This window comes from Limnothrix redekei LRLZ20PSL1 (genome assembly GCF_043235035.1).
Classification (GTDB): Bacteria; Cyanobacteriota; Cyanobacteriia; order CACIAM-69d; family CACIAM-69d; genus CACIAM-69d.
This window is the reverse complement of record NZ_JAZAQF010000028.1, coordinates 96,966-121,441: the sequence shown is the minus strand read 5'-3', so window position 1 is coordinate 121,441 and position 24,476 is coordinate 96,966. Positions and strand designations below refer to the sequence as shown.

The window sequence follows — 24,476 nt, the reverse complement described above, 5'->3', positions numbered from 1 at the left end:
ATTAATTACACTGCTCGTCACCTATTCTGCACTCTCTTTCCTAAAAACGAGGCTCGGTCATTGGATATTAATTCGCACTGTTCTCAGGAATCAGTCATGATTACTAATAATAATGCTGCCAATAATGCTACTGCGTTTAATATCAACGCAAATGCATTTCATGACCTCCAAAATACTAATAGTCTGGGTGGAAAAGCAGAAGGGGATGATAAAACCTTTGACGCTTGGTTGGGCGATTGGGAATATGCGATCGATCGGACAGCGATCGTGGCCATTACCGATCACAAGGGTCAGATCATTTATGCCAATGATTATTTTTGCAAGCTTTCAAAATATGAACTCTCGGAACTGATGGGGCAGAATCATCGAATTCTGAACTCTGGCCATCACTCTGCGGAATTTTTCACGGAACTGTGGCAAACCATTTCGCGGGGAAAAATCTGGCGCGGTGAAATTAAAAATCGCGCCAAGGATGGATCTGAATATTGGGTTTACACCATCATTGTGCCAATTGTGAGTCAGCGCGGAAAACCCGTGCGCTATTTGTCAGTGCGCACGGACATTACCGATCGCAAGCGCATTGAAGAGGCCCTGCAAGCGTCAGAACTGGCCCTGCGGCAACGGAACGAGGAGCTACAAAAAGCCCTGGCGGATTTGAAGGCGGCCCAGGCGCAAATTGTGCAACAGGAAAAAATGTCGAGCCTGGGGCAAATGGTGGCGGGCGTTGCCCACGAAATTAATAACCCCTTGAATTTCATTGCGGCGAATATCAGTCCTGCCCAAACCTACACGAAAGAACTGGTGCAGTTGGTGGAGCTATATCGCAAAAGCTATCCCCAGCCAACGCCAGAAATTGCCACCAAAATTGAAGAAATTGATTTGGACTTCATGAAGTCCGACCTCTTGGATATTTTGAATTCCATGAAGTTGGGTACTCACCGGATTTGTGGAATCGTGAAATCATTGCGCACGTTTTCACGCTTGGATGAAGCAGAGTTGAAATTAGCCAATCTGCATGATGGCTTAGACAGTGCGCTGACCATTTTGGGTCATCGTTTGAAAGCCCACGACGATCGCCCTGAAATTCAAGTCTTGCGGCAATATGGTTCGCTGCCCAATGTAATGTGCTATTCGGGCAATATGAACCAGGTGTTTATGAATATTTTGGTGAATGCGGTTGATGCGATCGAGGACTATCACCAGCAGCTCAAGCGGGGATTGATGCACCCTCGTTCCGGCGATGCAATTCCCTACAGTATTCAGGTCAGCACGCGCCTATGCGATCAAAATTGGGTTGAGGTGCAAATCACGGACAGTGGTTTGGGCATGAATTCCAAAACGATGGAGCATATTTTTGATCCCTTTTTCACCACCAAGCCGATCGGGAAAGGCACGGGTTTAGGCCTTTCCGTCAGCTATCAAATCATTGTCGATCGCCATCAGGGCGAACTAATTTGCACCTCTGAACCCGGCGAGGGCAGCACTTTCCTCATTCGCATTCCCGTAACACCGCCCCCAGGTTCATTCACGTCCTAAGGCGCTGTTTTGTGCTTACCACCACCAGCGCAATCCTTGGGCTTTCATATGTTCACGCACCAAGGAAAACCGATTTTGGGGCACAATTTCAGCCGCAATTAAACTCTTGGGTTGCCGGTGCAACCAACCGGCGATCGAACCAGCAGCGGCCCCCGAACTCCATTCGCTGTAGTGAATGCGGGTGACCCCGTTCACAATGTGGGAAACGGCGATCGCCTTGCCACCAATCAACAGATTATCCACGCCCCGAGGAATAAGCGCCTCGATCGGGACAGCCACCGGGCGCACATGGGCAATATCCGCACTGGCGTTGGTGGCCTCGCCGGGGTCTTCCCAGTTGCGATAGGCACAGCCCTGGATATCAATGTCGTAATGCACCATGGCGATCGAGGTGGCGGAAAAGTCGCGCATATTCTCAATACCCCGATGCACGTCGTTTTCCCGAATCATGAAGGCATTTTGGCGATAGGCACTGCGGCCCAAAATGCGTCGCCCCTCGCGGATATAGGGCATCAGGCTCAAGCCCGATCGCGTCCCCATCGGCGTGTTGGGCCCCGCCAAATGCATCAGGGGAAATTCTTTTGTGGCCAGGGTTTTCAGCACCCATTCTGAAAAAATGAGCGCCCGCTCCTCGCCATGGTGCAAGGCTTCCGTGGAAACGCCGCCCATCCAGTTGCGGTACTGATCCGTATCCATCAGCCGATCGCCCGTCAGGATCAAAGGCGGGTTCATCAGATTCCAGTTATTGCCATAGCCCCAATTGATCATGGCCATGTCCCCAGGGCTGGGCTTACCGGTAATTCGGTTATCCAGCCGCATACTCACGATCCGCCGATATTTGAAAAAGCTGCGATCGAGAAAGGGTGGAAAGCCCCAGAGGGAAAAGGTGCGTTGGTGCTCGTGCTTGGGGAAGGTAGGTTGCAGTTGACCCAGTTGCTTCAGGCTGCGGCCCTCATCATTGGCGATCGCCACCACAAAGGGGAAGGTGAAAGCCTGAGTACATTGGGGGTTATCCCAGTTGGCCGCATTCGGCTCACCCAGGGTGCGGCGCGATTCGGATCCCAACCGGTGTGGCACACGGGCCCAGGCCACCAGCTCGCCGGTATCCGTGGCATCAATCACCGTGAATCGCTTGCCCGGCACTGGTTCTAGGCGAATGGGTGTTTTCCGAAACGTGTCGTCACTGTTCCAGGAATACCAAGCCGGCAGTTCCTGAGACAAGCGCCCCGAGGGCACATAGTCCGCCCGAGGCGTGCGCCGCACTGCGTAGATGGCCGTAATATTGCGGCCTGTTGCATCAAAAGCCGCGCCCTTGAAGGCCGTGGCACTGCTCCAGCGGCTGCCAGGAGCCAATTGGGCAGCCGCGGCCAACGCCTCGCGCGCGGCCACATCGCCGGCCGAAGCAGGAAAGCATAGGGAACCAACCCAGCAGCTATCCACCTCGCGCACGGTTTTGATCGGTTGATTGCGATCGGCCCAGCGTGGAATCTTGACCGGTTGGCGATAGATGCGGGATTTAAAGGCTTTCCAGCTTTCCGAAAGGTTCCCGGCCAAAATCATGTCCGCCGATTCATCGATCGCGGACACGCCTTGGGTGCTAATTTGCCCTCCAATCCAGGGCGACACCTCAATCACGCAGGTTCGTGCGCCCGATTGCATGGCATGGACGGCGGCCCCCACGCCCCCCAAGGATCCGCCCACCACCACCACTTCACATTGCCAAACCTCTTGGGCCTGGGGCAGGGGCGACAACGAGGGCCGACCATTGCTGCCAAAAGAAGCCGTGATCCGTAATTCGTTGGCCAAGTCCTTGGCGGGGCCAGGGGTGACGCTGAGGGGTTGCAGATCGTCCGGCGGTGGCAACTGTGAGTTGATGGCATCGGGGCGATCGAATGCGGCCAGGATTACACCCGCAGCGACGACCCCTAGTCCCAGGGTCACTTGTCCAAACCGTTGCCACAACCCAATCAGTCGCTGCATGTTGCCGTCTTATCCTTGGTTGCCAAAAGGCGAGGGGGATGGAAAAGGGTGCGATCGCCCGCGAAAATCACAGAAATTACAGAAACTAATGCTGACTTGCGATGCGCTCGTACTAGGCTAGCGCTGAAAGAGGACGATCCCACCGCGATCGAAAGCGATTTTGTAGGCCGGATTCGATCGCAATTCCCGATCCAATGATTGAGCAAACTCATGGGTACTGCCCCAACCCGGATGTTTCAGGTTCAGCAACACCCAATCGTATTCGGCCCAGTTGGGCGGCGGTGCGGTGGCGATCGTTTGGCGCAACACTTTCCGGTGGCTGAGGTGGGGCCCCAGATCGGCGGTGGTGAGAATGCCGCCTCGTTGATTGGCGGGGATCAATCGTTCCTGGGTTTGGATCAAGGTGATCGCCGCGCGACTGTCCGACCAAGTGTCCAGTTCCGCCAAATAAATGGAGCCAAAATAGCCGAATTTAGCCAGGGCTAAAAAGCCAATCAGTGACCAAACCCAAATGGCCCGTCCGCTGGCGATCCAACTCCGTAGCCGATCGCCCATTGATCCCAGGCGATCGAGCCAATCCCAGCGTCCCTGCGCCAAGCTATCGATCGCCGCCACCAGCAAAAACGGCAAAATTGGCAGGGAATATTGATGCACCAAATCCCGCTGCTCGGCCACCGTGGATAGGGCATTCAGCCCGATCGCCGGAGCCGCCGCTGCCCAAGCCCGCAGCCGGCCACCCCCGAACCAAGGCAGCAACGGCCCCAAGATCAGCAGCAAATAGATCAGCGTTTCCCCTGAGAACAGTTTCCCCAGCACCAGTTGTGGCTTCAGGAACAGATTCAACGCCGCTTCCGAAACACTGGAACCCAAGTAAGCATATCGCCCGATCGCATCGTGGCTCAGGCCATGATTAAAAGCGGGGATCACGGCCTGGTTCACTACCACAAACCAACCGACCCCCATCCCCAGCGCCACCAGCCCGGGCCACCGCTTGCGATCGAGCAGCAACAACCAAGCGCCCATGGCCGCCACCGTAATCGACAGCACCGCCTTGCAGCCCATCACCCAGACCAACACCAACGCCAGGGCGATCGGCCGGTTGGCTCGCCCCAGCCAAATCGCCCCCAGCAACCCTGCGATCCCCATCACCTCCGGGTGGAAGTCAAACAAATTGACATTGAACACCACGGGATAGAGCAAATAGGCCCAGGCGATCGCCAGGGATTGGCCCGGATTCAGCCCCGCCTGTTTGGCCAGGGCCCAAGCGGGGATCGCCCCCGCCGCCAGCCCGATCGCCTGCACCAAAAACAGCCAGTAAATGTTGGGAAAAATGGCGTAGAGCAGCCCCACCCCAAAGAAGCTGTAGGCCGCATGGTTACCCATGTGGTGCATGTCCGACACGGTGGAAAACGGCATTTCGCCGCGCCCCATCAGGTAGGCCACTTGGTCATAAATTGCCAAATCAAAGGCCGTGGATTGCAGCAGTTCATGGCGCACCACGCTGCAAACCAACAGCACGATCGCCCAAATGCCCACCGACCACCAGAGCGATCGGGGGATCGATCGAAACCAACCGGTAATCTCTGTGGTGGCGATCCAGTTAGAGATCCAGGTTATAGGTGTCCAGCGGGGCGATCGCATCTCGGGTTCCTGCGGCACAAATCGCCAACAGCCTACCACCGCCCGGACACAGTAACGGTATCAGACACCTTACCGGGATCAGTCATGAGGTCAGCTCTGCAGTTTCTAGCCTTGGAAAATCGCTATATTTTTGCGATACTATTCAAAGCTGCCAAGGTAAAGTACAGAAAATAAATGTCCAATTTTCGTCACGTACAGAAAACAGTATTTACGGTTGGAGACTTCTATGGCTGGGGGCGCGATGGAAGCTTAATTTTAAGTCCCAATTTTCAGAGGCGCTCTGTCTGGAACCCTAGCGAGAAGTCCTTTCTCATTGACACAGTTGTTCGGAATTTACCTATTCCAGTGATTCTGATCAGAACAAGAACTAATATCAAAAATCTCAAAGTAGAGCGCGAAGTTGTAGATGGTCAACAGCGATTACGAGCAGTTTTATCTTTTGTAGATCCATCACTCCCCATGCTGGACTCAAAAAAAGATGGTTTTCTGGTCAAGAAAATACACAATGACCAGATTGCCGGGAAGCTTTTTTCTGAGCTTCCTAATTCAATTAAACAATCTATTCTTGACTATCAATTTAGCGTTGACATCTTACCCAGTGATACAGAGGATAGCGAGGTTTTAAGAATCTTTGCAAGAATGAACTCGACAGGCGTTTCGCTAAATTCTCAGGAGCTAAGAAATGCTCAGTATCATGGTGCTTTTAAACAATCTGTCTATCAATTAGCATATGAGCAGCTCAATCGATGGAGAAAATGGGGACTATTTTCAGAGTCTGAAATTGCTCGAATGAGAGAAGTTGAAGAGGTTAGTGATATTTTGCAGAGTATTATCTTGGGAAAGATTACTCGAAAGGATCAAAAATCACTCAATCAAACTTATGAAGATTATGATGAAATCTTCCCACATCAAGACTTATTTGAAAATCGTTTTCGCTTGATAATGGATGAAATTGATGATGAATTTGGGGAACTCATTAAGCACACATTCGTATGCAAGACTGCCTCTTGGTTCTACCCATTTTTTCTGTTTTGTTATGACACTAAATTTGGTCTAGAAAGCCAACTATCAACCTCTAAGTCACGAACTTCTCTTTCTGGTCTGCGGGATCACCTAGAACAAGCAAACGTCATCTATGACAATAAACAATACTCGGCTGAAGTCGCAAAGAGCTTGCGTGGTGCTACTACGACTGCTGACAGTCGAAGAGTTCGATTTGAGTTCTTGAAAGAAAATTTAAAATAGCGAAGAGCTTACGTAGCACCACCACAACTACTGGCAGTGCTGACAGTCGAAGAGTTGAGTTTCGGTTCTTGAAAGAAAATTTATCCGATGAGGAAAAGTGATCAAGATCTGTTTCTGTCTTTTGAGAAACAGCAGCAAACAATTGATAAAACCAGAAAGAAGTTTGTCAGTCTTGCCCAACAACGGATTATTGATCGCAAGGCTCTTCACGTTGCCTATGAGGGACTATTTTTAAATGCACATATTCGATTTGAAAGTCTTTTGGAAGATTTATTCTTAGGTCTTCTCGTTCAAGGAAAAAGCCAAGGACTAAGAACTTCCAGATCAGGCATTAAGCCTAGATTGCTGATTCGTAGTTACGCAGTTGCCCGTGACATCGTTTCAGGCTCAACCTCTGGGAAATATATAGATTGGTTACCCTACGAAAGAACACAGGAAAGAGCCAAGATTTTCTTCGTCCGGGATGGGTATCCATTTACAAATCTAGATAAACGTGACGTTGATCATTTAAGCCAATGCAATGCAATTCGTAATGCAATAGCACACAAAAGCCCTCAAAGTACAAAAACTTTTCATAAAAAGGTTATTCAATCTAGATCATTGCCTACTTCAGAAAGAACACCTGCAGGATTTCTAGCTGGTGTCCACAGCAGGAGAGAGCGCATTGATATTACAAGGTACGAATTTTATATCACCGAGCTACGAAGAATAGCTCAAAAACTATGTTGCGAGTAACTCACCGAATTAAAGTCAACCTCAAATCTTCACAGCGAATATTCATCATGATAGTCACATGCAGTGGCGGCAATGGCTAGAATCGATCGAGCCGCCGCCCCATCGCTCAAGACCAATTCAGCCCATGAATTATCAACAATGGCGCGATCAACTCTTTGGACAACCCGCAAGGGCCAATCCAACTTTTACAGAGCTGAGTCCTGAAATATATACGATGCCGCGCCATCAAGCCTTTGATTTCATTGACCGATTGCTAGTCGATTCGGAAATTCACCAAAAAGCTTCCCCGGCTCAAATTGGCTTTGGCCTGAACTACATTTTTTCAAATAGTTGTAGTGACTTTCCCCTCTGCTACTTGGAGTCACCGGAGCCGAGAATTGTTCAAGGGGTTAAAAATCTCAAGTATCTTTATCGCCATTACTTCGATCGATACTGCTTTGTTTCAGATAAATCAATCCAGGTGATTGGTTCTACCCCCAAGGGAGATCGGCTATCTTATTTGTGCTACATGTTCTGGGATCTTTTTGTGCTGCATCCTGGTTATACTGCCCCATCTGTCATCCAAGCAGGGTTAGAAGTTATGAGCGAATCCCTATATAGCAAAAACGGCAATGCGATCGTTTCTGCTATTCACGGATTAGGGCATTGGTCACTGAATAATAAACAAGCAGTGGCTATTTTGGAAAAGTGGCTGAAGCATCCCAGCACGCAAAATTCGGTGATTCGCAGCTATGCCCTCCAAGCCAAAACAGGCTACATTCAGTAATTGAAAATTGTCTATGATGGCTCATCAACTAATCTTAATTACTTTCCCAAGATAGTTGCGATATGCTGGGAAAAATTGCGCGATCGCCCCACAATCATGATTGCTGCTCCCCAATTCCTTAGCCCCGAAGAGTATTTGGCTCTTGAGGCCCAGAGCGATATTCGGCATGAATACCTCGATGGGCAAGCCTATGCCATGGCCGGTGGTACAGATGCGCATACGACGATCGCACTAAATTTGGCAAGTGAACTGCGATCGCACCTGAGAGGAACTGGTTGCCGTGTCTTTATGTCGGATATGAAGGTGCAGATTAATCAGGGCCCGAAGTTTTTTTATCCCGATGTGATGGTGACTTGCGATCCGGGCGATCGCGATCGACAACTTTACAAATCAGCGCCCTGTTTGATTGGAGAAGTGTTATCAAATTCCACAGAAGCATTCGATCGGGGACGCAAATTTGCCGCCTATCGCCATCTTGAGAGCCTGCGAGAATACGTTTTAATTTCTGCTCAACAGCCCCAGGTGGATATTTTTCGGCGCTCCTCAGCGGGCCAATGGGTATTAGAAAGCTACGAAGGCATCGATGCGAAGTTGGCTTTGGAAACCGTAAATTACCAAGCTGGGTTTGATCGCCTTTATGAAGATGTAATTTTTGATCAGATTATCCCGGAACTACTTGAAAATCAAAAAGTTTCAGTTTCTCTCTCTGGCGATTGATTTCAGAATTGGAAGTTTTGAGAGGCTAGTGAATGACTAAGCCATCATCTTGAATCAAATAGAATTTCAGTTAAGAAAATTTAAAAATCAGTTCCGACTTGAACTAAATAATTAATTTTAAATTCATCAAAGTGTTGTTATTCAACATATAAGAACCTTAATTTTCAGTATGAAGACATTATTGAATCAGTGTTCAATAAATCTGACATTGAGGCTTGATCGCACAGATTGACAGAAAGAAGATCGATAGAAAAATGAGCAAGTTGGAATCCGACTTTCAAAAAAATTTCTGAAAAATGTGAAATAATTGGTAATAGTCTTGATAAAAATCTTAAAAAAACCAGTATAACTTACTGACATTTCCTATGCATCCACTAAACTAATAGACGAAATAGTCAACATCTATTTCAATTAGACAGTAGCCCAGTTTACAAAATACCTTTTTGCGTTGAAATCTTTGATCAACGCTTGGCGGTTGGTTTTTGATGAATTCATCATCACTGACTGTCAACTTCATGAATTGTGTTTCGTCGAGTAATAGGATTTTGAAAAATCGGCTCGTAAACGGTTGTTCCTTCAAGAAATATCGTTGCCATTGGTGACAATGTTAATAATGACTAAATCGCGAAATTTATGATAATTATTGACCAATAGACCGGTATATTCAATCAATTGACAGACTTTTGACCAATATGTTGGAGTATCTCCCCCCGCTCAACGATCATAATTTGCCTTATCCAGATACGATGCACCCAATCGTGGTGCATTTTGTCATTGCGATGGTGTTATTTTCGGTTTTATGCGATGGTATTGCCTACTTCGCTCGCAATCCACGACTCTATGAAGTGAGCTGGTGGAATTTATTTTTTGCAACCATTTCCATCTTCATTGCCATTATTTTTGGGCAAATTGAAGCGGGATTAGCCGAACCCTACAATGCTGCTGAAGCCACCTTAAATCTACACACCCTTCTGGGTTGGTCTTTGTCGGGAATTATTGCAGCAATGACAGCTTGGCGCTATGTGTTGCGATCTCGCGATCCCAAAACCTTGCCCAACGCCTTTTTAGGGGCGGGAATTTTGATGACCGTAATTGTGTGTTTTCAAATCTATCTCGGTGATATTTTGGTTTGGGTATATGGACTCCATACAGTGCCAGTGGTTGAGGCGGTACGGGAGGGATTATTGTAATGGACAATGATTTGATTGAACAACTACAAAACCAGTTGGGAATCAATGGATTACCCTACACGATTCCGATTCATCCCAACTTGGTGCATTTGACCTTGGGGTTGTTTATTGTGGCGATCGCCTTCGATATTGTTGGCGTTTTGTTTCCCCTCGAAAAGCCAGTTTTTAAGTTTTTAGCGATTCCTGCCACGCGCTCCAATTTTTTTGATGTGGGTTGGTACAACATGCTGGCCGGGGCGATCGTCACCTTTTTGACGGTGGCTGCGGGCTTTTATGAAATGTTATTAGCTCGGCCACCGGCAGATGTGAAAAGCGCCTGGGGTTTGCAGGCCATGGAAACCATGCTGTGGCATGGTGTGGGGGGCGTTGTCCTGTTGCTATTAATTGTGGGCATGACCGTTTGGCGAGGATTTCAGCGATTTGTCTGGCTGAAAGATCGATCGCGCCAAGTGCAATGGAGCTATCTTTTAGTGGGGCTAATCATCTTCGGCTTGATGTTTGTCCATGGAACCTTGGGGGCACAATTAGCTGCTGAATTTGGTGTGCATATCACCGCTGATCGCCTATTGGATTTGGGTGAAAATCCTAACCTCGTTTTGAAATCATTCAATCCATGAAGATTCGCACCATCCTCACCTTAGGAACCCTAGCGATCGCACTGGCCCTCGTCAGTTGGTGGATGGGGGAGCAGTCCTATACCTGGTTTCCACCCCAAGCCTCAGCAGAATCCCAGCTGATCGATCGCCTATTTAGCTTTTTAGTGGCGATCGGGACGTTTATTTTCCTAGGCGTGGTCGGGACGATCGTCTATGTGGTTCTGTTTCAACAAGCCAGTAAATATGACACCAGCGACGGCCCGCACATTGAAGGAAATGTCACATTGGAAGTGGTTTGGACGGCGATTCCTTTCATCCTAGTCATTGGAATTGCCGGCTACAGCTACCACATCTACGATCGCATTTCTATCCTGGGCCCAATGGAGCATGTGCATGAATCGATGGCACATGATATGGCACCAGAGGCTCCAGCGATCGCCCCGGTTGCCGCTGAAGCAAACGATAACAATGCGATCGCAGAGCCAGAGGTCGTGATTGTCGTGAAGTCCCGGCAATGGGCTTGGGAATTCTATTACCCCGATCGTCAAATCACAACCACTGAATTACATCTGCCAGCCGATCAACGGATCAGTCTGCAACTCACCTCCGAAGATGTCATCCATGGGTTTTATATTCCAGCCTTTCGCGTGAAGCAAGATGTCATTCCAGGGCGTGCCATTACCCTGAAATTTACGCCCATCCGCGAAGGCCGATACCGTTTGCGCGACTCTCAGTACAGCGGCACTTACTTTGCGGCCATGCAAGCCGATGTGGTGGTGGAATCACCCGATTCCTATCAGCAATGGCTGACGAATGTTGCAACCCAAACGCCCACCGCCGCCTATAACCAAGCCTTTGATGAATTCCAGCGGGCCCCTAACGGACGCATTGGCTGGCAAACAGTGCAACCAGCGCCACCGCCTCTCGTGAACTATCCCGGCAAAGGAACCCGTTAGCAATTAGCCGTTTTTGTTCAACCCAGTTTCATTAGGTTTTGATCGAAGATTTCGGCATTCCAAAATCATTTCCTCCAACCGATTTATGACCAATTTTGCTACCGAATCGATCGCCGCTTCTCAACCACCCAGTCCCGGTACACCCAATGACTGGAAGCGATTTTTTAGCTTCAGCACCGATCACAAAGTAATTGGAATTCAGTACCTAGTAACATCTTTCTTTTTCTTTCTGGTGGGTGGCATTTTTGCCATGATTATTCGGGGCGAATTGATCACACCGGAGGCGGATTTGGTCGATCGCACCGTTTACAATGCCATGTTCACCATGCATGGCACGGTGATGTTGTTTTTGTGGACATTTCCTTGTCTGTTGGGCCTGGGTAACTATCTCGTGCCCCTAATGATTGGCGCAAGGGATATGGCATTTCCTCGGCTGAATGCGATCGCCTTTTGGATGGTGCCCGTCTTCGGCACAATTTTGATGGCGAGTTTTTTGGTGCCGGGTGGCCCGGCCCAAGCCGGTTGGTGGGCCTATCCACCCGTCAGCCTCCAAAATCCCACGGGTAACCTAGTCAATGGTCAAATGCTGTGGCTATTGGCCGTGGCTATTTCTGGCGTTTCATCGATTATGGGTGCGGTGAATTTTGTCACCACGATCGCCCGAATGCGTGCCCCTGGCATGACTTGGTTTCGGATGCCAGTTTTTGTGTGGACGGTGTTGGCAGCCCAAATTATTCAACTGTTTGGTTTGCCTGCTTTGACCGCTGGCGCGGTGATGCTGTTGCTGGATCTCACCGTGGGTACGACATTTTTTGATCCAGCGAAAGGCGGCGATCCGGTGCTGTTTCAGCACTTTTTCTGGTTCTATTCTCACCCGGCCGTTTATGTCATTATCTTGCCGATTTTTGGCATCTTCTCTGAGGTTTTGCCGGTCTATGCTCGCAAGCCCCTTTTTGGCTACAAAGTAGTTGCCATTTCATCCCTAATCATTACGGGTTTGAGTGGCATTGTTTGGGTTCACCACATGTTTGCCAGTGGTACGCCGGGCTGGATGCGGATGGTTTTTATGGCCACAACCATGCTGATCTCAGTGCCTACGGGGATTAAAGTTTTTGCCTGGGTTGCCACCATTTGGGGTGGTAAATTGCGCCTCAGCACAGCCATGTTATTTGCCCTGGGTGGGTTGGTGATGTTTGTGTTTTCAGGCATCACTGGGATTATGTTGGCAGCAGTTCCGGTTGATATCCATGTGAACAATACCTATTTTGTGGTGGGGCATTTTCACTATGTGATTTACGGCGCAGTGGTGATGGGAATTTATGCAGCGATCTATCACTGGTTTCCTAAAATGACCGGGCGCATGTATTCCGAAGGACTAGGGAAATTGCACTTTGCTCTAACCTTTATTGGTACCAATTTGAACTTTTTTCCCATGCATCCTTTGGGGTTGCAAGGTATGCCGCGCCGGGTTGCATCTTACGATCCTGAATTTACATTTTGGAATGTGGTGGCGAGCCTGGGAGCTTTTTTGTTGGGGATGTCTACCCTGCCGTTTATTTTGAACATGATTGGTTCTTGGGTGCAGGGTGAAAAAGCGCCCAAAAATCCCTGGCGAGCGATCGGGCTGGAATGGCTGTTGTCTTCGCCGCCAACGGTTGAGAACTTTGAGGAACTCCCGATCGTGGTTTCTGAGCCTTATGGCTATGGCAAATCCGATCCCTTGGTGTCTAATCCCGATGAACTAGAGGTGGCTCATGAACCCAACTGAAACGGACTTGCGAGATGATGCATTGCCGGAGATTACTGAAGCCCATGGTGACGCGCACCATGCGGCCCATGGTCATGGATCCCCTGGCGACCAAATGTTTGGTTTTGTGATTTTCTTGCTGTCTGAAAGTGTCATTTTCTTCAGCTTCTTTGCGGGCTACATTGTCTACAAAACCACTGCCCAAACCTGGTTGCCGGAAGGTGTTTTGGGACTGGAGGTGCGCGAGCCGGCCATCAATACGGTCATTTTGGTGTCTAGCAGCTTCACGATTTATCTGGCTGAGCGCTATTTACATGTCAAGCAGCTCTGGGGCTTTCGGGCATTTTGGCTGCTGACGATCGCCATGGGCAGCTATTTCTTGTATGGCCAGGCGATCGAGTGGAGCAATTTAGACTTTGGGTTCACCGATGGGGTGTTTGGCGGCACGTTTTATTTGCTGACGGGGTTCCACGGGCTGCACGTTTTTGCTGGTGTGCTGCTGCAACTGATCATGTTAGTGCGATCGTTCGTTCCGGGTAATTACGATCGCGGCGAATTTGGTGTGGCTTCGACCTCATTGTTTTGGCATTTTGTGGATGTGATTTGGATTATTTTGTTTCTGTTGATTTATATCTGGCAGTAACCAAAACACCGATCAACAAGATGAGGATGATAGGCGATTTGGAATGAAATGAGCGATCGCCCACCCAACCCTTCGCAATGTCAGTAAATCGTCAAGCAATAGTTTTAGTAGCTGAGTAGTCAGGACGATCTAATTATGATTATTGATGATTGCCATTACGACGTGATTATTATTGGTACTGGGGCTGGTGGCGGGACGCTGGCTTATAAATTAGCACCCACCGGTAAGCGTATTTTGATTCTTGAACGAGGGGATTTTATGCCTCTCGAAGAACAAAATCGCAGCAATGTGGATGTTTTTAAACGCGAGCGATATCATGCGCCGGAACAGTGGTACGACAACACGGGTGAACCCTTTTCGCCCCAAATGAACTACGCGATCGGGGGCAACACCAAAATCTATGGAGCCGTGCTGATGCGGCGGCGAGAACAGGATTTTGCTGCCGTTACCCATCGCGAGGGAATTTCACCAGCTTGGTGTGTGGACTATGCGGAATTCGAGCCTTATTACACCGCTGCCGAAGCACTTTATAAAGTACATGGCCAAGCTGACCAAGACCCCACCGAGCCATTTCGGAGTGGCGACTATCCCTTTCGCGCGATCGAATCTGATCCGCAAATTACCGCTATTACTGAAGCGATCGCCCAGCAAGGATTGCACCCATCTGCCTTGCCCTTGGGGTTAACTCGCCAGGACGATGACCCCACCAACGATTCAGAAGTGAGCGGCGTGTTGCCAGCGGTGGAATATCCCAACGTCACCCTCAAAACCAAGGCAAAAGTTGTGGGTTTGCATACCAACTCCTCAGGGCGATTTGTTCGCGCTGTCGAAGCAGAGATTGATGGTAAACCCTATCTCTTTTTGGGGGATTTGGTGGTGTTGGCTTGCGGGGCGGTGAACTCTGCGGCCCTGTTGCTGCGATCGGCCAATGATTGTCACCCACAAGGACTAGCCAATAGTTCAAACTTGGTGGGCCGCAACCTCATGAAAAACCTGATGACCGCGATCGTGCAGGTTAGCAGCAAAGCCAATTCCGGCGCGTTTCAAAAAACCGTTTGTGTGAATGATTTCTATTGGGGAGATGCGGATTTTCCCTACCCCATGGGTCATATTTATAATACGGGTGGCTTGCTAACCGATGTGATTTTTGCAGAAGCGCCTCCGATGTTTTCGGTGCTTGCGAAATTCATGCCGGGATTTGGGTTGCGACAACTGGCGACCCGCTCGATCGGCTGGTGGATTCAAACGGAAGATTTGCCCAATCCCAATAACCGAGTTTACCTAGATCAACACAAGCTTTGTATTGACTATCAACCGAACAATACCGAAGCGCACGATCGCCTCGCCCATCGCTGGATTGATGTGTTGAAATCCCTAGAAAAGCAACTCGATGGCTTTCCAGTGGGCACAATCCATCCTCGCGGAGAAATTCCGGTGCAGGTGATGGCCAATCAATGCGGCACTTGTCGGTTTGGGGATGATCCGGCGACTTCTGTGCTCGATCACAATTGCCGCGCCCACGATGTGGATAATTTGTATGTGGTGGATGGCAGCTTTTTCCCCTCGAACGCCAGTGTTAGCCCCGCCCTGACGATTATTGCGAATGCGCTGCGTGTGGGCGATCACCTGCTCGATCGACTGGCTTAAGTGGCTCAATCGACATTTGAGGGCGAATAACCCGTAGCGAGACAGGGCGATCGCAACAATCCTTTACAATCAATCTGGGTGATCGGGTGCAGTGCCAAACCGTCGCCGGTTGTCGGCAAGTCGCGGCATTTCTCAGCGGGCCAAGCCGCGCGATCGGGGTAGGATATTGGACTTGCACCCCAGCGCATTTGCGTTTCGTCAAGATTTTTGCGGACTGACGCAACCGCCACAAGAGGCTTGGGGCCAGGGGCAATGAATTCCCTGAAACCCCATTTCGCCACTGCGCGATCGTGCAGCGCGAGATCGTGGGGGCAAGGGGCTTAAGCCCCTTGTCTGGAGAGCAGCCGTCCCTTGTCTCAGAAGCAATCCCGTCAGTCCTGAATTCGTCCAGTTAAGTTCAAGTCCCATTCTGAGTCACCATGCGTACCCACTACTGCGGTCAACTGCGCGCCGAACAGGTTGGTAAAACCGTCACCCTTTGCGGTTGGGTCGATCGCCGCCGCGACCACGGGGGAGTCGTGTTTGTGGACTTGCGCGATCGCTCGGGGATCGTTCAGGTGGCCTCGAACCCGGACTTGCCCGAATCGTTTCAAATTGCCGACTCCCTCCGCAATGAATATGTGGTGCGGATTACGGGAACCGTTACCCAACGGCCGCCCGAGTCCGTGAACCCCAAGCTGGCCACCGGGGAAGTGGAAGTGCTGGCGGATCAGATCGAAATCCTCAGCGCCGTCAGCAAGCAACTGCCGTTCCAGGTTTCCACCTCCGAAAACGAAACCGTTCGCGAAGAATTGCGGCTGAAATATCGCTATTTGGATTTGCGCCGCCCCCGGATGCAGCACAACCTACAACTACGCCATGCGGTGGTGAAGGCCATGCGTCGGTTCCTGGAAGATGCCCAGGGCTTCATGGAAATCGAAACGCCCGTCCTAACCAAATCCACACCGGAAGGGGCGCGCGATTACCTGGTTCCTTCGCGGGTGAATCCGGGCGAGTGGTTTGCCCTGCCCCAGTCGCCGCAGTTGTTTAAGCAGTTGCTGATGGTGTCCGGGTTCGATCGCTACTACCAAATCGCCCGCTGCTTTCGCGATGAAGACTTGCGGGCCGATCGCCAGCCGGAGTTCACCCAGCTCGACATGGAAATGAGCTTCATGTCCATGGAAGAAATCCTGGAGCTGAATGAGCAACTGGTTTGCCACATTTTCAAAACCGTTAAGGGCATTGACCTGCCGCGCCCCTTCCCGCGCCTGACCTACGCCGAAGCCATGGATCGCTACGGCAGCGATCGCCCCGACACCCGCTTTGGGATGGAACTGGCGGACTGCTCGGATCTGTTCAAGGGCTGTGGGTTCAAGGTGTTCTCCGGCTCGATCGCGGCAGGCGGGATCGTCAAAACCCTGCCTGTGCCCGGCGGCAACGATGCGGTATCCAACGTGCGGATCAAGCCCGGTGGGGATTTGTTCGCGATCGCCTCGGAAGCCGGAGCCAAGGGTCTGGCCTTCATCCGCGTGCGCGACAACGGCGAAGTGGACACGATCGGGGCGCTCAAGGACAGCCTGACCCCGGAAATCACCGCCGAACTGCTGCAACGCACGGGCGCACAAGCGGGCGATCTGCTGTTGTTTGGCGCGGGCCCGGCGGAGATCGTGAACAAAACGCTCGATCGCCTGCGCTTGGCCCTGGGCAAAGAGCTGAACCTGATTGACCCCGAAGCGATCAATCTGCTCTGGGTCGTGGATTTCCCGATGTTCGAGTACAACGCCGACGAACAGCGCCTAGAAGCCCTGCACCACCCCTTCACCGCCCCCAACCCGGAAGATTTGGCGGACATCAAAACCGCCCGCGCCCTGGCCTACGACATCGTGCTGAATGGTACGGAAATCGGCGGCGGCAGCTTGCGAATCTACCAACGGGATGTGCAAGAACAGGTGTTCGCGGCGATCGGCTTGACCGATGAAGAAGCCCGCGCCAAGTTCGGCTTCCTGCTCGATGCCTTTGAATATGGCACGCCGCCCCACGGGGGGATTGCCTACGGTCTCGATCGCCTGGTGTCGATTTTGACCGGCGAAGACTCGATCCGCGACGCGATCGCCTTCCCCAAAACCCAACAGGCCCGCTGCTTGTTGACCGACGCGCCTTCGTCGGTGGAAGCCAAGCAACTGAAGGAATTACAAGTGGCTTCGACCTACAAACCCAAGAAGCCGGAAGCCGAAGCCTCGGCCTAAGAGGGTGTCTAAAAAGCCTAAATTGCCACCTTGCGGGTCTGACCAACCGACGAAGACGAGGGGCTTCAGCCTCTCGCCCCACGACTATTGATGCTTGGCTCGTGTCAAAAGACACTTCTCAGACATCCTCTAAGTCTCGTCGTCTAAGTCTCATCGCTTAAATTTTGCTGCCTAAATTTCAAGGGCTGTCATCAGTAACTGGGTGACAGCCCTCTGTCTTTTTGAAGTGTTTTTAAAGATGGCTTGCGGTCGAAATCACGCAGACCTGTGACCTGTGACAATGGATCCGTTTCCCGATTGATGCAAATTAATCAGTACAAATAGATTGATTCGCTATGCTTTTTTGGAATTGCGATGAATTTCAAAGAAAACTCAGTAGAATTAATTCTTGAAAAAGATTGAAAATCATACAAAAACATGATCATTGATGATTGTTCAGATTTTAATTACTTAGTTTGATTTGATACATACTTTGCATTTCTGTTCCTTTTTTACTAAATTTTTCGCCAATTTATATCTATTTACAATACGCTTGACTAAAAATTGACGAAAGAGTTGGATCGCTTTGAGAAAATCAATGGGCGAAATGAGCAGCCCAGCGCTTTCTCCTTGGGTAGTAAATAATAGAAGAACTTCCCTTCTGCAATGCATATGGCTGCCTTGTCTGTCACCCTGACTCCTCTGGATCCGCAGGCTGCCTTGATTCAGAATCCGCTGACTGTTTCACCGGACACACCCGTGGTAGCGGCGCTCCAGCGGATGAGTCAGGTGCGATCGAGCTGTGGAATTGCGGAATCCACCGACCCTGAAAACAATAACCAGCACGTGCTGCGAGAGGCGCGGGGGAGCTGTGTGCTGGTGGTGGATCAAGACCACCCGATCGGGATTGTGACCGAGCGAGATATGGTGCGGCTGTTGGCCCAACAAACCTGCTTGGATCAACTCACGGTCTCCCAGATCATGATCCAGCCCCTGGTGACCTTGCAAACCAAAACTTGCGAAGACCTGGACGTGATGGCTGCCATCACGCTGTTGCACAAACACGGCATTCGCCATTTGCCGGTGCTGGATGCGGATCGCCGGTTGGTGGGCTTGATGACCCACGAAAGCCTCTGCCAAACCACCCGCCCGATCGACCTGTTGCGGATGCGATTGGCCTCAGAGGTGATGACCCACCATGTGGTGGCGATTGCAGTCACCAGTTCCATGCTGGATGTGGCGCGGCTGATGGCTGAGTGCCAGGTGGGATCCGTGGTGATTGTGGAACCGGATGCGGAAGATCCGGGACAACGACCCGTGGGAATTGTGACGGAGCGGGACTTGGTGCAGTTTCAATCCCTGGGTTTGGATTTTCAGCAGCTCAAGGTGCGAGAGGTGATGAGCACACCGGTTTTCACGGTGGCCGCCGATAGCTCCCTGTGGTTGGTTCATGAGTTGATGGCCAAGCGCAACATCCAGCGCGTTTTGGTCATGGGCGATCGGGGCGAGTTGGTGGGCATTGTCACCCAAACCAGTTTGCTGCGGGTTCTGAATCCCCTGGAGCTATACAAACTGGCAGAACTGCTAGAGCACAAGGTGAGCCAGCTCGAAGCGGAAAAACAGGCCCTGAAAACGCTGCACCACCAGGAACTGGAACAACAGGTGGAAACCCGCACGGCGGCCCTGCGGGCCAAGGCGGAACGGGAACTGCTGTTGGTGGCGTTGGCCACTCAAATTCGATCGTCCCTGAGCTTACAGAGCATTTTGGATACCACGGTGCAGGAGGTGCGGCGGGTCTTGCAGTGCGATCGAGTGAATATTTGGCAATTTCAAACCGCCGACAAGGCCAGAGCTAGGGTGGTGGCGGAATCAACGGACTTGCCCATTTCCATGATCGGCACGGAACTGGAGGGTACTTGGTTTCAGCATGACCAAGAACCGGTTTATCGACAGGGCTATATCCGGGTTGAACCCGACGTGGCCGCCAGTGACATGGGCGGGTGTCACCTCAAGTTACCGATCGAGCTGCGGCCCCGCGCCAAAATCCTGGTTCCCTTGCTTTATCAAGAGGAACTGTGGGGATTGTTGAGCGTTTCCGAAAGCAAAACCACCCGAAACTGGTTGCCCGACGAGGTGAAATTGCTCAAGGGCCTGTCGGTGCAATTGGAAGTGGCCCTCAAACAGGCCATCACTCACCAGCAACTGCAACAGGAATTGGAAACCCGTACGCAAGCGGAAGCCTTCTTGCGTGAAAGCGAGCAGCGCTATGCCAATCTTGCGGCCGTTGTGCCCGTGGGCATCTTCCGCATGGATTTGCAGGGACGGCCCACCTACGTGAACGAACGCTACTGCCAAATTTTAGGCTGCTCCGTTGAAGAGGGTCTTGATTGGGATTGGGAGCAAACCCTGCACCCGGACGATCGGGATTGGGTGTTGGCCCTGCGGGAGCAAAACCTGCGGGAACAATCCTCCTGTCAATTGGAATGCCGGTTCCAATCGCGCGAGCATCACCACGGCCCCGACCCCGATCGGGCTGTCACTTGGGTGGATATGCGAGTAGTGGTGGAGCGGGATGCCACGGGTCAACCGATCGGCTATGTGGGAACCCTCACGGACATCAGCGATCGAAAGCGATCGGCCCTCGAACTCCGCGAAAGTCGCCAGCGATACGCCAGTCTGTTGGCCGTGGCCCCCGTCGGGATTTTTCGCACCGATGCCGCCGGCCATTGCTTATACGTCAACGATCATTGGTGTGAAATGACCGGCCTCGACCATCGGGCCGCCCTTGGTCATGGTTGGCAGCTCACCCTGCACCCAGACGATCGCGCCTTAGTCATCAATGGCTGGATGGAAGCGATCCAGAGCAATCGCCCTTGGAAGGCAGAATATCGTCTTGCACGTCCCGATGGCGAAGTGCTTTGGGTCTATGGCCAATCAGTGGTGGAGCGCAATTTCAACGGCGATATCTTGGGCAATGTGGGAGCCATCACCAACATCACCGATCGCAAACAGGCTGACTTCGCCCTGCAAAACCTGATCGAAGGAACCGCTGCCACCGGCCTCGATTTTTTCCCTGCCCTGGTCAAGCACCTGGCCACCGCCCTCAATGTTTCCCACGCCTTTGTGGCCGAGCGCATGGGCAACCGAATCCAAGTGTTGGCCTTTTGGAATGCGGGAACCGTAGAAACGATCGCCACCTGTGCCCTCAACCACTCCGATCGGGAACTGCCCTACCCCTGGCACGGGGACTGCCGCCCACAGTTGCTTCAGTCTCTGTTTCCCCAAGTGCCTGGCCTGACAGAAGTTACCGACAACAACTATCTGAGTGTTCCCCTCCAGGATTCTCACGGCTTGGAAATTGGTCACCTCTGCATCTTGAACCAAGGGCCCATTCAAGCGCCCCGCCGAGCCGAAACCGTCTTGCGCATCTTTGCGGCCCGGGCTGGAGCCGAACTGGAACGCCAGCAAGCCACCAACGCCCTTGAGCAGCTCAATCAGGATCTAGAAATTACGATTCAACGGCGAACCCAAGAGCTTTGGCGCGTTCACAATCTGCATAAGGCCATTCTGAACTGTGCCCCCTATGCGGTAATCGCCACCGACATCCAGGGGCTAATTACCACCTTCAACCCGGCCGCCGAGCGCATGTTGGGATATCGGGCCGCCGAAGTGATCCGCCAGCTTACGCCGGAAATTTTCCACGACCTCCAGGAGGTGGCCGCCCGGGCCGCCCAGCGATCGGCAGAATTGGGCGAGCCGATCGCCCCAGGGTTTGAAGTGCTCGTGGCCCGGGCCCGCCAAGGCATTGTGGACGAAGATGAGTGGATCCACGTTCGCAAGGATGGTTCTCGGTTTCCCGCTGTCCTGTCTCGTAGCTGCTTGAAGGATCGCAATGATCAAATCATTGGATTTTTGGGCATTGTCCAAGACATTACCGATCGCAAGCGCACAGAACAGGAAAATCGACTGCTCAAGGAACGGTTGGAGTTTCTGTTGGCCTCCAGCCCCGCTGTGATCTACAGTCGCAAGCTCGATCGACGCTACACCACAACCTTTGTTAGCCCCAATGTGGAATCTATCCTCGGCTACACACCCCAGGAGTTTATTCAGGATGCCAACTTCTGGATTAGCCGGATTCATCCCCAAGATGTGGACAGGGTGCTCAGTGATCTCAGTGGTTCATTTGAAGCAGATCGCTACAAACATGAGTACCGATTACTTCATGCGGAGGGCTACTACTTGTGGGTACGGGATGAAATTTATTTAGTGCGCGATGAGTATAATCAGCCCCTCGAAATTGTGGGCTATTTTGCGGACATCAGCGATCTCAAGCAAACAGAAGCGATCGTGGTTCAGCAGGCCAAGCGCGAGACCCTGCTATTAGAAATTACCCAGAGAATTCGTCAGTCTTTGGATCTCTCGATCGTATTCGAAACAGCTTGTCATGAAATTCGCCAACTCATGGAGTCCGATCGAGTTGGCATTTTTCAGTTTGATCCCAACTCCCAATGGCAAGATGGCAAATTCGTTGCGGAATCCGTTGATGACAAATATCCATCAGTGATTGCAGCTTCAATGGATGATCGCTACTTTGGCGGAAGCTATATCCAGCGCTATGCCAAAGGACAATATTGCGCAACTGATGATATCTATGATGGCAGCCTAAGCACCTGTCATACGGATGTTTTGAAGCGGTTTGCGGTGCGAGCTAATTTGGTGATGCCCCTGCTTTGTAATGGAGCCTTGTGGGGGCTGCTTTGTGTGCATCAATGCATGAAAACCCGGCATTGGGAACTTTCAGAAATTGAATTAATTAAGCAAATTGCCAATCAGCTAGAAATTGCAATTCAACAAGCTAGCCTGTATGACCGAATGCAAGCAGAGTTATTGGTTCGCAAGCGAGTGGAGAACCGAATCGCTCTCCAACTCCATCAACAGGAATTGTTAGGTGTTATTTCCCAACAAATTCGAGAATCGTTGGATGTGGCCGAAATTCTGCAAGTGGTAACCGATCAAGTGCGACAGGTCTTTCAGTGCGATCGCGCCATTGTATTTCGGTTGTTCCCAGACGGCCACAGCCAAATTTTTGAAGAATCCGTCGCACCAGGTTTCCCAGTTCTCAAAAACCGCCAGTGGGATGATGAGCATTGGTCCATAGAAATTTTGGAGCATTATTGGCAGGGAAAGCCGCGAATTGTGCCGGATGTAATGAACGATCGGTGGACAGATTGCCTGCGGGACTATTCCCAAGCAGGACAAATTCAGTCCAAGGTGGTGGCTCCTATTTTGCAAGAGGTGCATGTTCACAGCGAAGATCGCTGGGTTTCCATGGGGCACAATAATCGCCTTTGGGGAGTGTTGGTGATCCATGCTTGCCAAGAGCAACGAGTGTGGCAGGGGGCAGAAGCCAAGCTTTTGCAACAAATTGCGAACCAGTTAGCCACGGCAATTCAGCAGGCCAATTTATTTGAGCAGTTGCAACGGGAACTTCAGGAGCGCCAGCAGGCTCAACAGCAATTGACCGATCGCAACCAAGAATTGGCCATTTCTAATCAAGAATTGGCAAGGGCCACTCGGTTGAAAGATGAGTTCTTAGCGAACATGAGCCATGAGTTACGAACGCCGCTGAATGCCATTTTGGGAATTACTGAAGGGCTTCAGGAGTCGATTTTTGGCCCCATCACTGAGCAACAGGAGCGCGTGCTGCAAACCATTGAACGCAGTGGTTCCCACCTTTTATCATTGATTAATGACATTCTCGATGTGGCCAAAATTGAAGCAGGACAGCTAGAGCTAGACCTTACAACGGTTCCTGTTTCGCCCCTGTGCCAATCTAGTTTGGCATTTGTTAAGCAACAGGCTTTCAAGAAAGGAATTCAACTGGCGATTCAGCTACCCCCCAAATTACCGGACTTATTGGTGGATGAACGTCGGGTGCGCCAGGTATTGATTAATCTGTTAAATAATGCGGTTAAATTTACCCCCGACCACGGATCTGTTTCTTTGGAAGTTTGTTTGGGAACATCACGGCGAGTCCCTAAACTGAACAGTAGTTTGGGGGAAACAGAAGTCCACCAGTTTTTGGAAATTTCGGTTGTGGATACCGGAATTGGGATTTCGCCGGAAGATATCCGCAAGCTCTTTCAGCCCTTTGTACAGGTGGACAGTGCTTTGAATCGGCAGTACACCGGTACAGGGTTAGGGTTGGCGCTGGTAAAGCGAATTGTTGAATTGCATGGTGGAGAAGTATCCCTTGTGAGTGAAGTAGGTGTTGGCAGTCGATTTACGGTCGATTTGCCCTGTGCAAGTGCGCTGCCTGGGCCGGATCAACCGGCAACGGGGGAGATCGAGGCGGTGGAACCCAGTCCGGCAGTGCCGACAGAATCACCGCTGATTCTGTTGGCAGAGGATAACGAAGCCAATGTCAGCACGATCGTGGCGTACCTGCAAGCGAAGGGCTATCGTCTGACCCTGGCCAAGAACGGTGAGGAGGCCGTTGCCTTCGCCAAGGCCGCGCCGCCGGATCTGATCCTGATGGATATTCAGATGCCGGTGATGGATGGTTTGGAAGCCACTCGCCAAATTCGCCAAGATCCGACCCTGGCCAATGTGCCAATCATTGCCCTAACGGCTTTGGCGATGGCGGGCGATCGGGAACGATGTTTGGCGGCGGGAGCCAGTGATTATCTGAGCAAGCCGGTGCGACTCAAGCAGTTGGCAGCCATGATTCAAGAATTCCTCGCGGCCATTTCCTAAGCTAAGGGGGCGGCCGTGGGCGCTGCGGATCTCACGGGATCCCCAAAAATCTGCCGATCGCGGCGATCGCGCCCAGGGAGCCGGTTCCGCGATCGAGCGCGAACAGGGGTGCGCAAC

Annotated in this window: 15 protein-coding genes; 13 read left to right on the top strand and 2 right to left on the bottom strand. The window is 51.3% G+C overall.

Annotation, left to right across the window (positions count from 1 at the left end):
• The first annotated feature begins 96 nt into the window (after positions 1-96).
• The gene (locus tag VPK24_RS05070) at positions 97-1,536 is read left to right on the top strand and encodes a sensor histidine kinase (RefSeq protein ID WP_393011009.1); all 1,440 of its coding nucleotides are present in this window, start codon (positions 97-99) and stop codon (positions 1,534-1,536) included.
• A gap of 15 nt (positions 1,537-1,551) precedes the next feature.
• Here VPK24_RS05070 and VPK24_RS05065 read toward each other — a convergent pair whose 3' ends face one another.
• Together VPK24_RS05065 and VPK24_RS05060 are read right to left on the bottom strand one after the other, a co-directional pair.
• Positions 1,552-3,516 (bottom strand): FAD-dependent oxidoreductase, encoded by a 1,965-nt coding sequence (locus VPK24_RS05065; RefSeq protein WP_393011008.1) that lies wholly within the window; start codon positions 3,514-3,516, stop codon positions 1,552-1,554.
• 117 nt (positions 3,517-3,633) lie between these two features.
• Complete coding sequence (locus VPK24_RS05060; RefSeq protein WP_393011007.1) at positions 3,634-5,175, bottom strand: DUF2079 domain-containing protein; 1,542 nt, start codon at positions 5,173-5,175, stop codon at positions 3,634-3,636.
• A 156-nt stretch (positions 5,176-5,331) separates the two neighbouring features.
• On the opposite strand from VPK24_RS05060, the gene VPK24_RS05055 reads away from it, so the two are divergent.
• From VPK24_RS05055 to VPK24_RS05000, 12 genes are all read left to right on the top strand, one after another.
• Complete coding sequence (locus tag VPK24_RS05055) at positions 5,332-6,402, top strand: DUF262 domain-containing protein (protein WP_393011006.1); 1,071 nt, start codon at positions 5,332-5,334, stop codon at positions 6,400-6,402.
• Positions 6,403-6,489: 87 nt separating this feature from the next.
• On the top strand, positions 6,490-7,137 hold the full coding sequence (locus VPK24_RS05050; RefSeq protein WP_190531069.1) for a hypothetical protein: 648 nt from the start codon (positions 6,490-6,492) through the stop codon (positions 7,135-7,137).
• Between the two features lie 124 nt (positions 7,138-7,261).
• Positions 7,262-7,903, top strand: coding sequence for a hypothetical protein (locus VPK24_RS05045; RefSeq protein ID WP_393011005.1), 642 nt, complete (start codon positions 7,262-7,264; stop codon positions 7,901-7,903).
• A 96-nt stretch (positions 7,904-7,999) separates the two neighbouring features.
• Positions 8,000-8,620: a Uma2 family endonuclease gene (locus VPK24_RS05040; RefSeq protein WP_393011004.1), complete on the top strand. Its 621-nt coding sequence runs from the start codon at positions 8,000-8,002 to the stop codon at positions 8,618-8,620.
• Positions 8,621-9,312: 692 nt separating this feature from the next.
• Positions 9,313-9,810 carry a DUF2231 domain-containing protein gene (locus tag VPK24_RS05035; RefSeq protein ID WP_393011201.1) on the top strand — a complete coding sequence of 166 codons (498 nt, stop codon included), beginning with the start codon at positions 9,313-9,315 and terminating at the stop codon, positions 9,808-9,810.
• The gene (locus tag VPK24_RS05030; RefSeq protein WP_393011003.1) at positions 9,810-10,427 is read left to right on the top strand and encodes a DUF2231 domain-containing protein; all 618 of its coding nucleotides are present in this window, start codon (positions 9,810-9,812) and stop codon (positions 10,425-10,427) included. Before VPK24_RS05035 ends, VPK24_RS05030 begins: the two co-directional genes overlap by 1 nt.
• A complete protein-coding gene (locus VPK24_RS05025) occupies positions 10,424-11,362 on the top strand; it encodes a cytochrome c oxidase subunit II (protein WP_393011002.1) in 939 nt (312 codons plus the stop codon). The genes VPK24_RS05030 and VPK24_RS05025 overlap by 4 nt, the downstream gene beginning before the upstream one ends.
• An 85-nt stretch (positions 11,363-11,447) precedes the next feature.
• A complete protein-coding gene (gene ctaD / locus VPK24_RS05020; protein WP_393011001.1) occupies positions 11,448-13,130 on the top strand; it encodes a cytochrome c oxidase subunit I in 1,683 nt (560 codons plus the stop codon).
• Positions 13,117-13,752: a cytochrome c oxidase subunit 3 gene (locus tag VPK24_RS05015; protein ID WP_393011000.1), complete on the top strand. Its 636-nt coding sequence runs from the start codon at positions 13,117-13,119 to the stop codon at positions 13,750-13,752. Before ctaD ends, VPK24_RS05015 begins: the two co-directional genes overlap by 14 nt.
• Positions 13,753-13,887: 135 nt before the next feature.
• The gene (locus VPK24_RS05010) at positions 13,888-15,399 is read left to right on the top strand and encodes a GMC oxidoreductase (RefSeq protein ID WP_393010999.1); all 1,512 of its coding nucleotides are present in this window, start codon (positions 13,888-13,890) and stop codon (positions 15,397-15,399) included.
• Between the two features lie 419 nt (positions 15,400-15,818).
• On the top strand, positions 15,819-17,624 hold the full coding sequence (gene aspS / locus VPK24_RS05005) for an aspartate--tRNA ligase (RefSeq protein WP_393010998.1): 1,806 nt from the start codon (positions 15,819-15,821) through the stop codon (positions 17,622-17,624).
• Between the two features lie 651 nt (positions 17,625-18,275).
• Positions 18,276-24,359: a PAS domain S-box protein gene (locus tag VPK24_RS05000; RefSeq protein WP_393010997.1), complete on the top strand. Its 6,084-nt coding sequence runs from the start codon at positions 18,276-18,278 to the stop codon at positions 24,357-24,359.
• The last annotated feature ends 117 nt before the right edge of the window (positions 24,360-24,476 follow it).

Bases quoted from the DNA above. Each gene is read 5' to 3' on its own strand.
- VPK24_RS05070 (WP_393011009.1), top strand. From the start codon at position 97: ATGATTACTAATAATAATGCTGCCAATAATGCTACTGCGTTTAATATC.
- VPK24_RS05065 (WP_393011008.1), bottom strand. From the start codon at position 3,516: ATGCAGCGACTGATTGGGTTGTGGCAACGGTTTGGACAAGTGACCCTG.
- VPK24_RS05055 (WP_393011006.1), top strand. From the start codon at position 5,332: ATGTCCAATTTTCGTCACGTACAGAAAACAGTATTTACGGTTGGAGAC.
- VPK24_RS05050 (WP_190531069.1), top strand. From the start codon at position 6,490: ATGAGGAAAAGTGATCAAGATCTGTTTCTGTCTTTTGAGAAACAGCAG.
- VPK24_RS05045 (WP_393011005.1), top strand. From the start codon at position 7,262: ATGAATTATCAACAATGGCGCGATCAACTCTTTGGACAACCCGCAAGG.
- VPK24_RS05040 (WP_393011004.1), top strand. From the start codon at position 8,000: ATGATTGCTGCTCCCCAATTCCTTAGCCCCGAAGAGTATTTGGCTCTT.
- VPK24_RS05035 (WP_393011201.1), top strand. From the start codon at position 9,313: ATGTTGGAGTATCTCCCCCCGCTCAACGATCATAATTTGCCTTATCCA.
- VPK24_RS05030 (WP_393011003.1), top strand. From the start codon at position 9,810: ATGGACAATGATTTGATTGAACAACTACAAAACCAGTTGGGAATCAAT.
- VPK24_RS05025 (WP_393011002.1), top strand. From the start codon at position 10,424: ATGAAGATTCGCACCATCCTCACCTTAGGAACCCTAGCGATCGCACTG.
- ctaD (WP_393011001.1), top strand. From the start codon at position 11,448: ATGACCAATTTTGCTACCGAATCGATCGCCGCTTCTCAACCACCCAGT.
- VPK24_RS05015 (WP_393011000.1), top strand. From the start codon at position 13,117: ATGAACCCAACTGAAACGGACTTGCGAGATGATGCATTGCCGGAGATT.
- VPK24_RS05010 (WP_393010999.1), top strand. From the start codon at position 13,888: ATGATTATTGATGATTGCCATTACGACGTGATTATTATTGGTACTGGG.
- aspS (WP_393010998.1), top strand. From the start codon at position 15,819: ATGCGTACCCACTACTGCGGTCAACTGCGCGCCGAACAGGTTGGTAAA.
- VPK24_RS05000 (WP_393010997.1), top strand. From the start codon at position 18,276: ATGGCTGCCTTGTCTGTCACCCTGACTCCTCTGGATCCGCAGGCTGCC.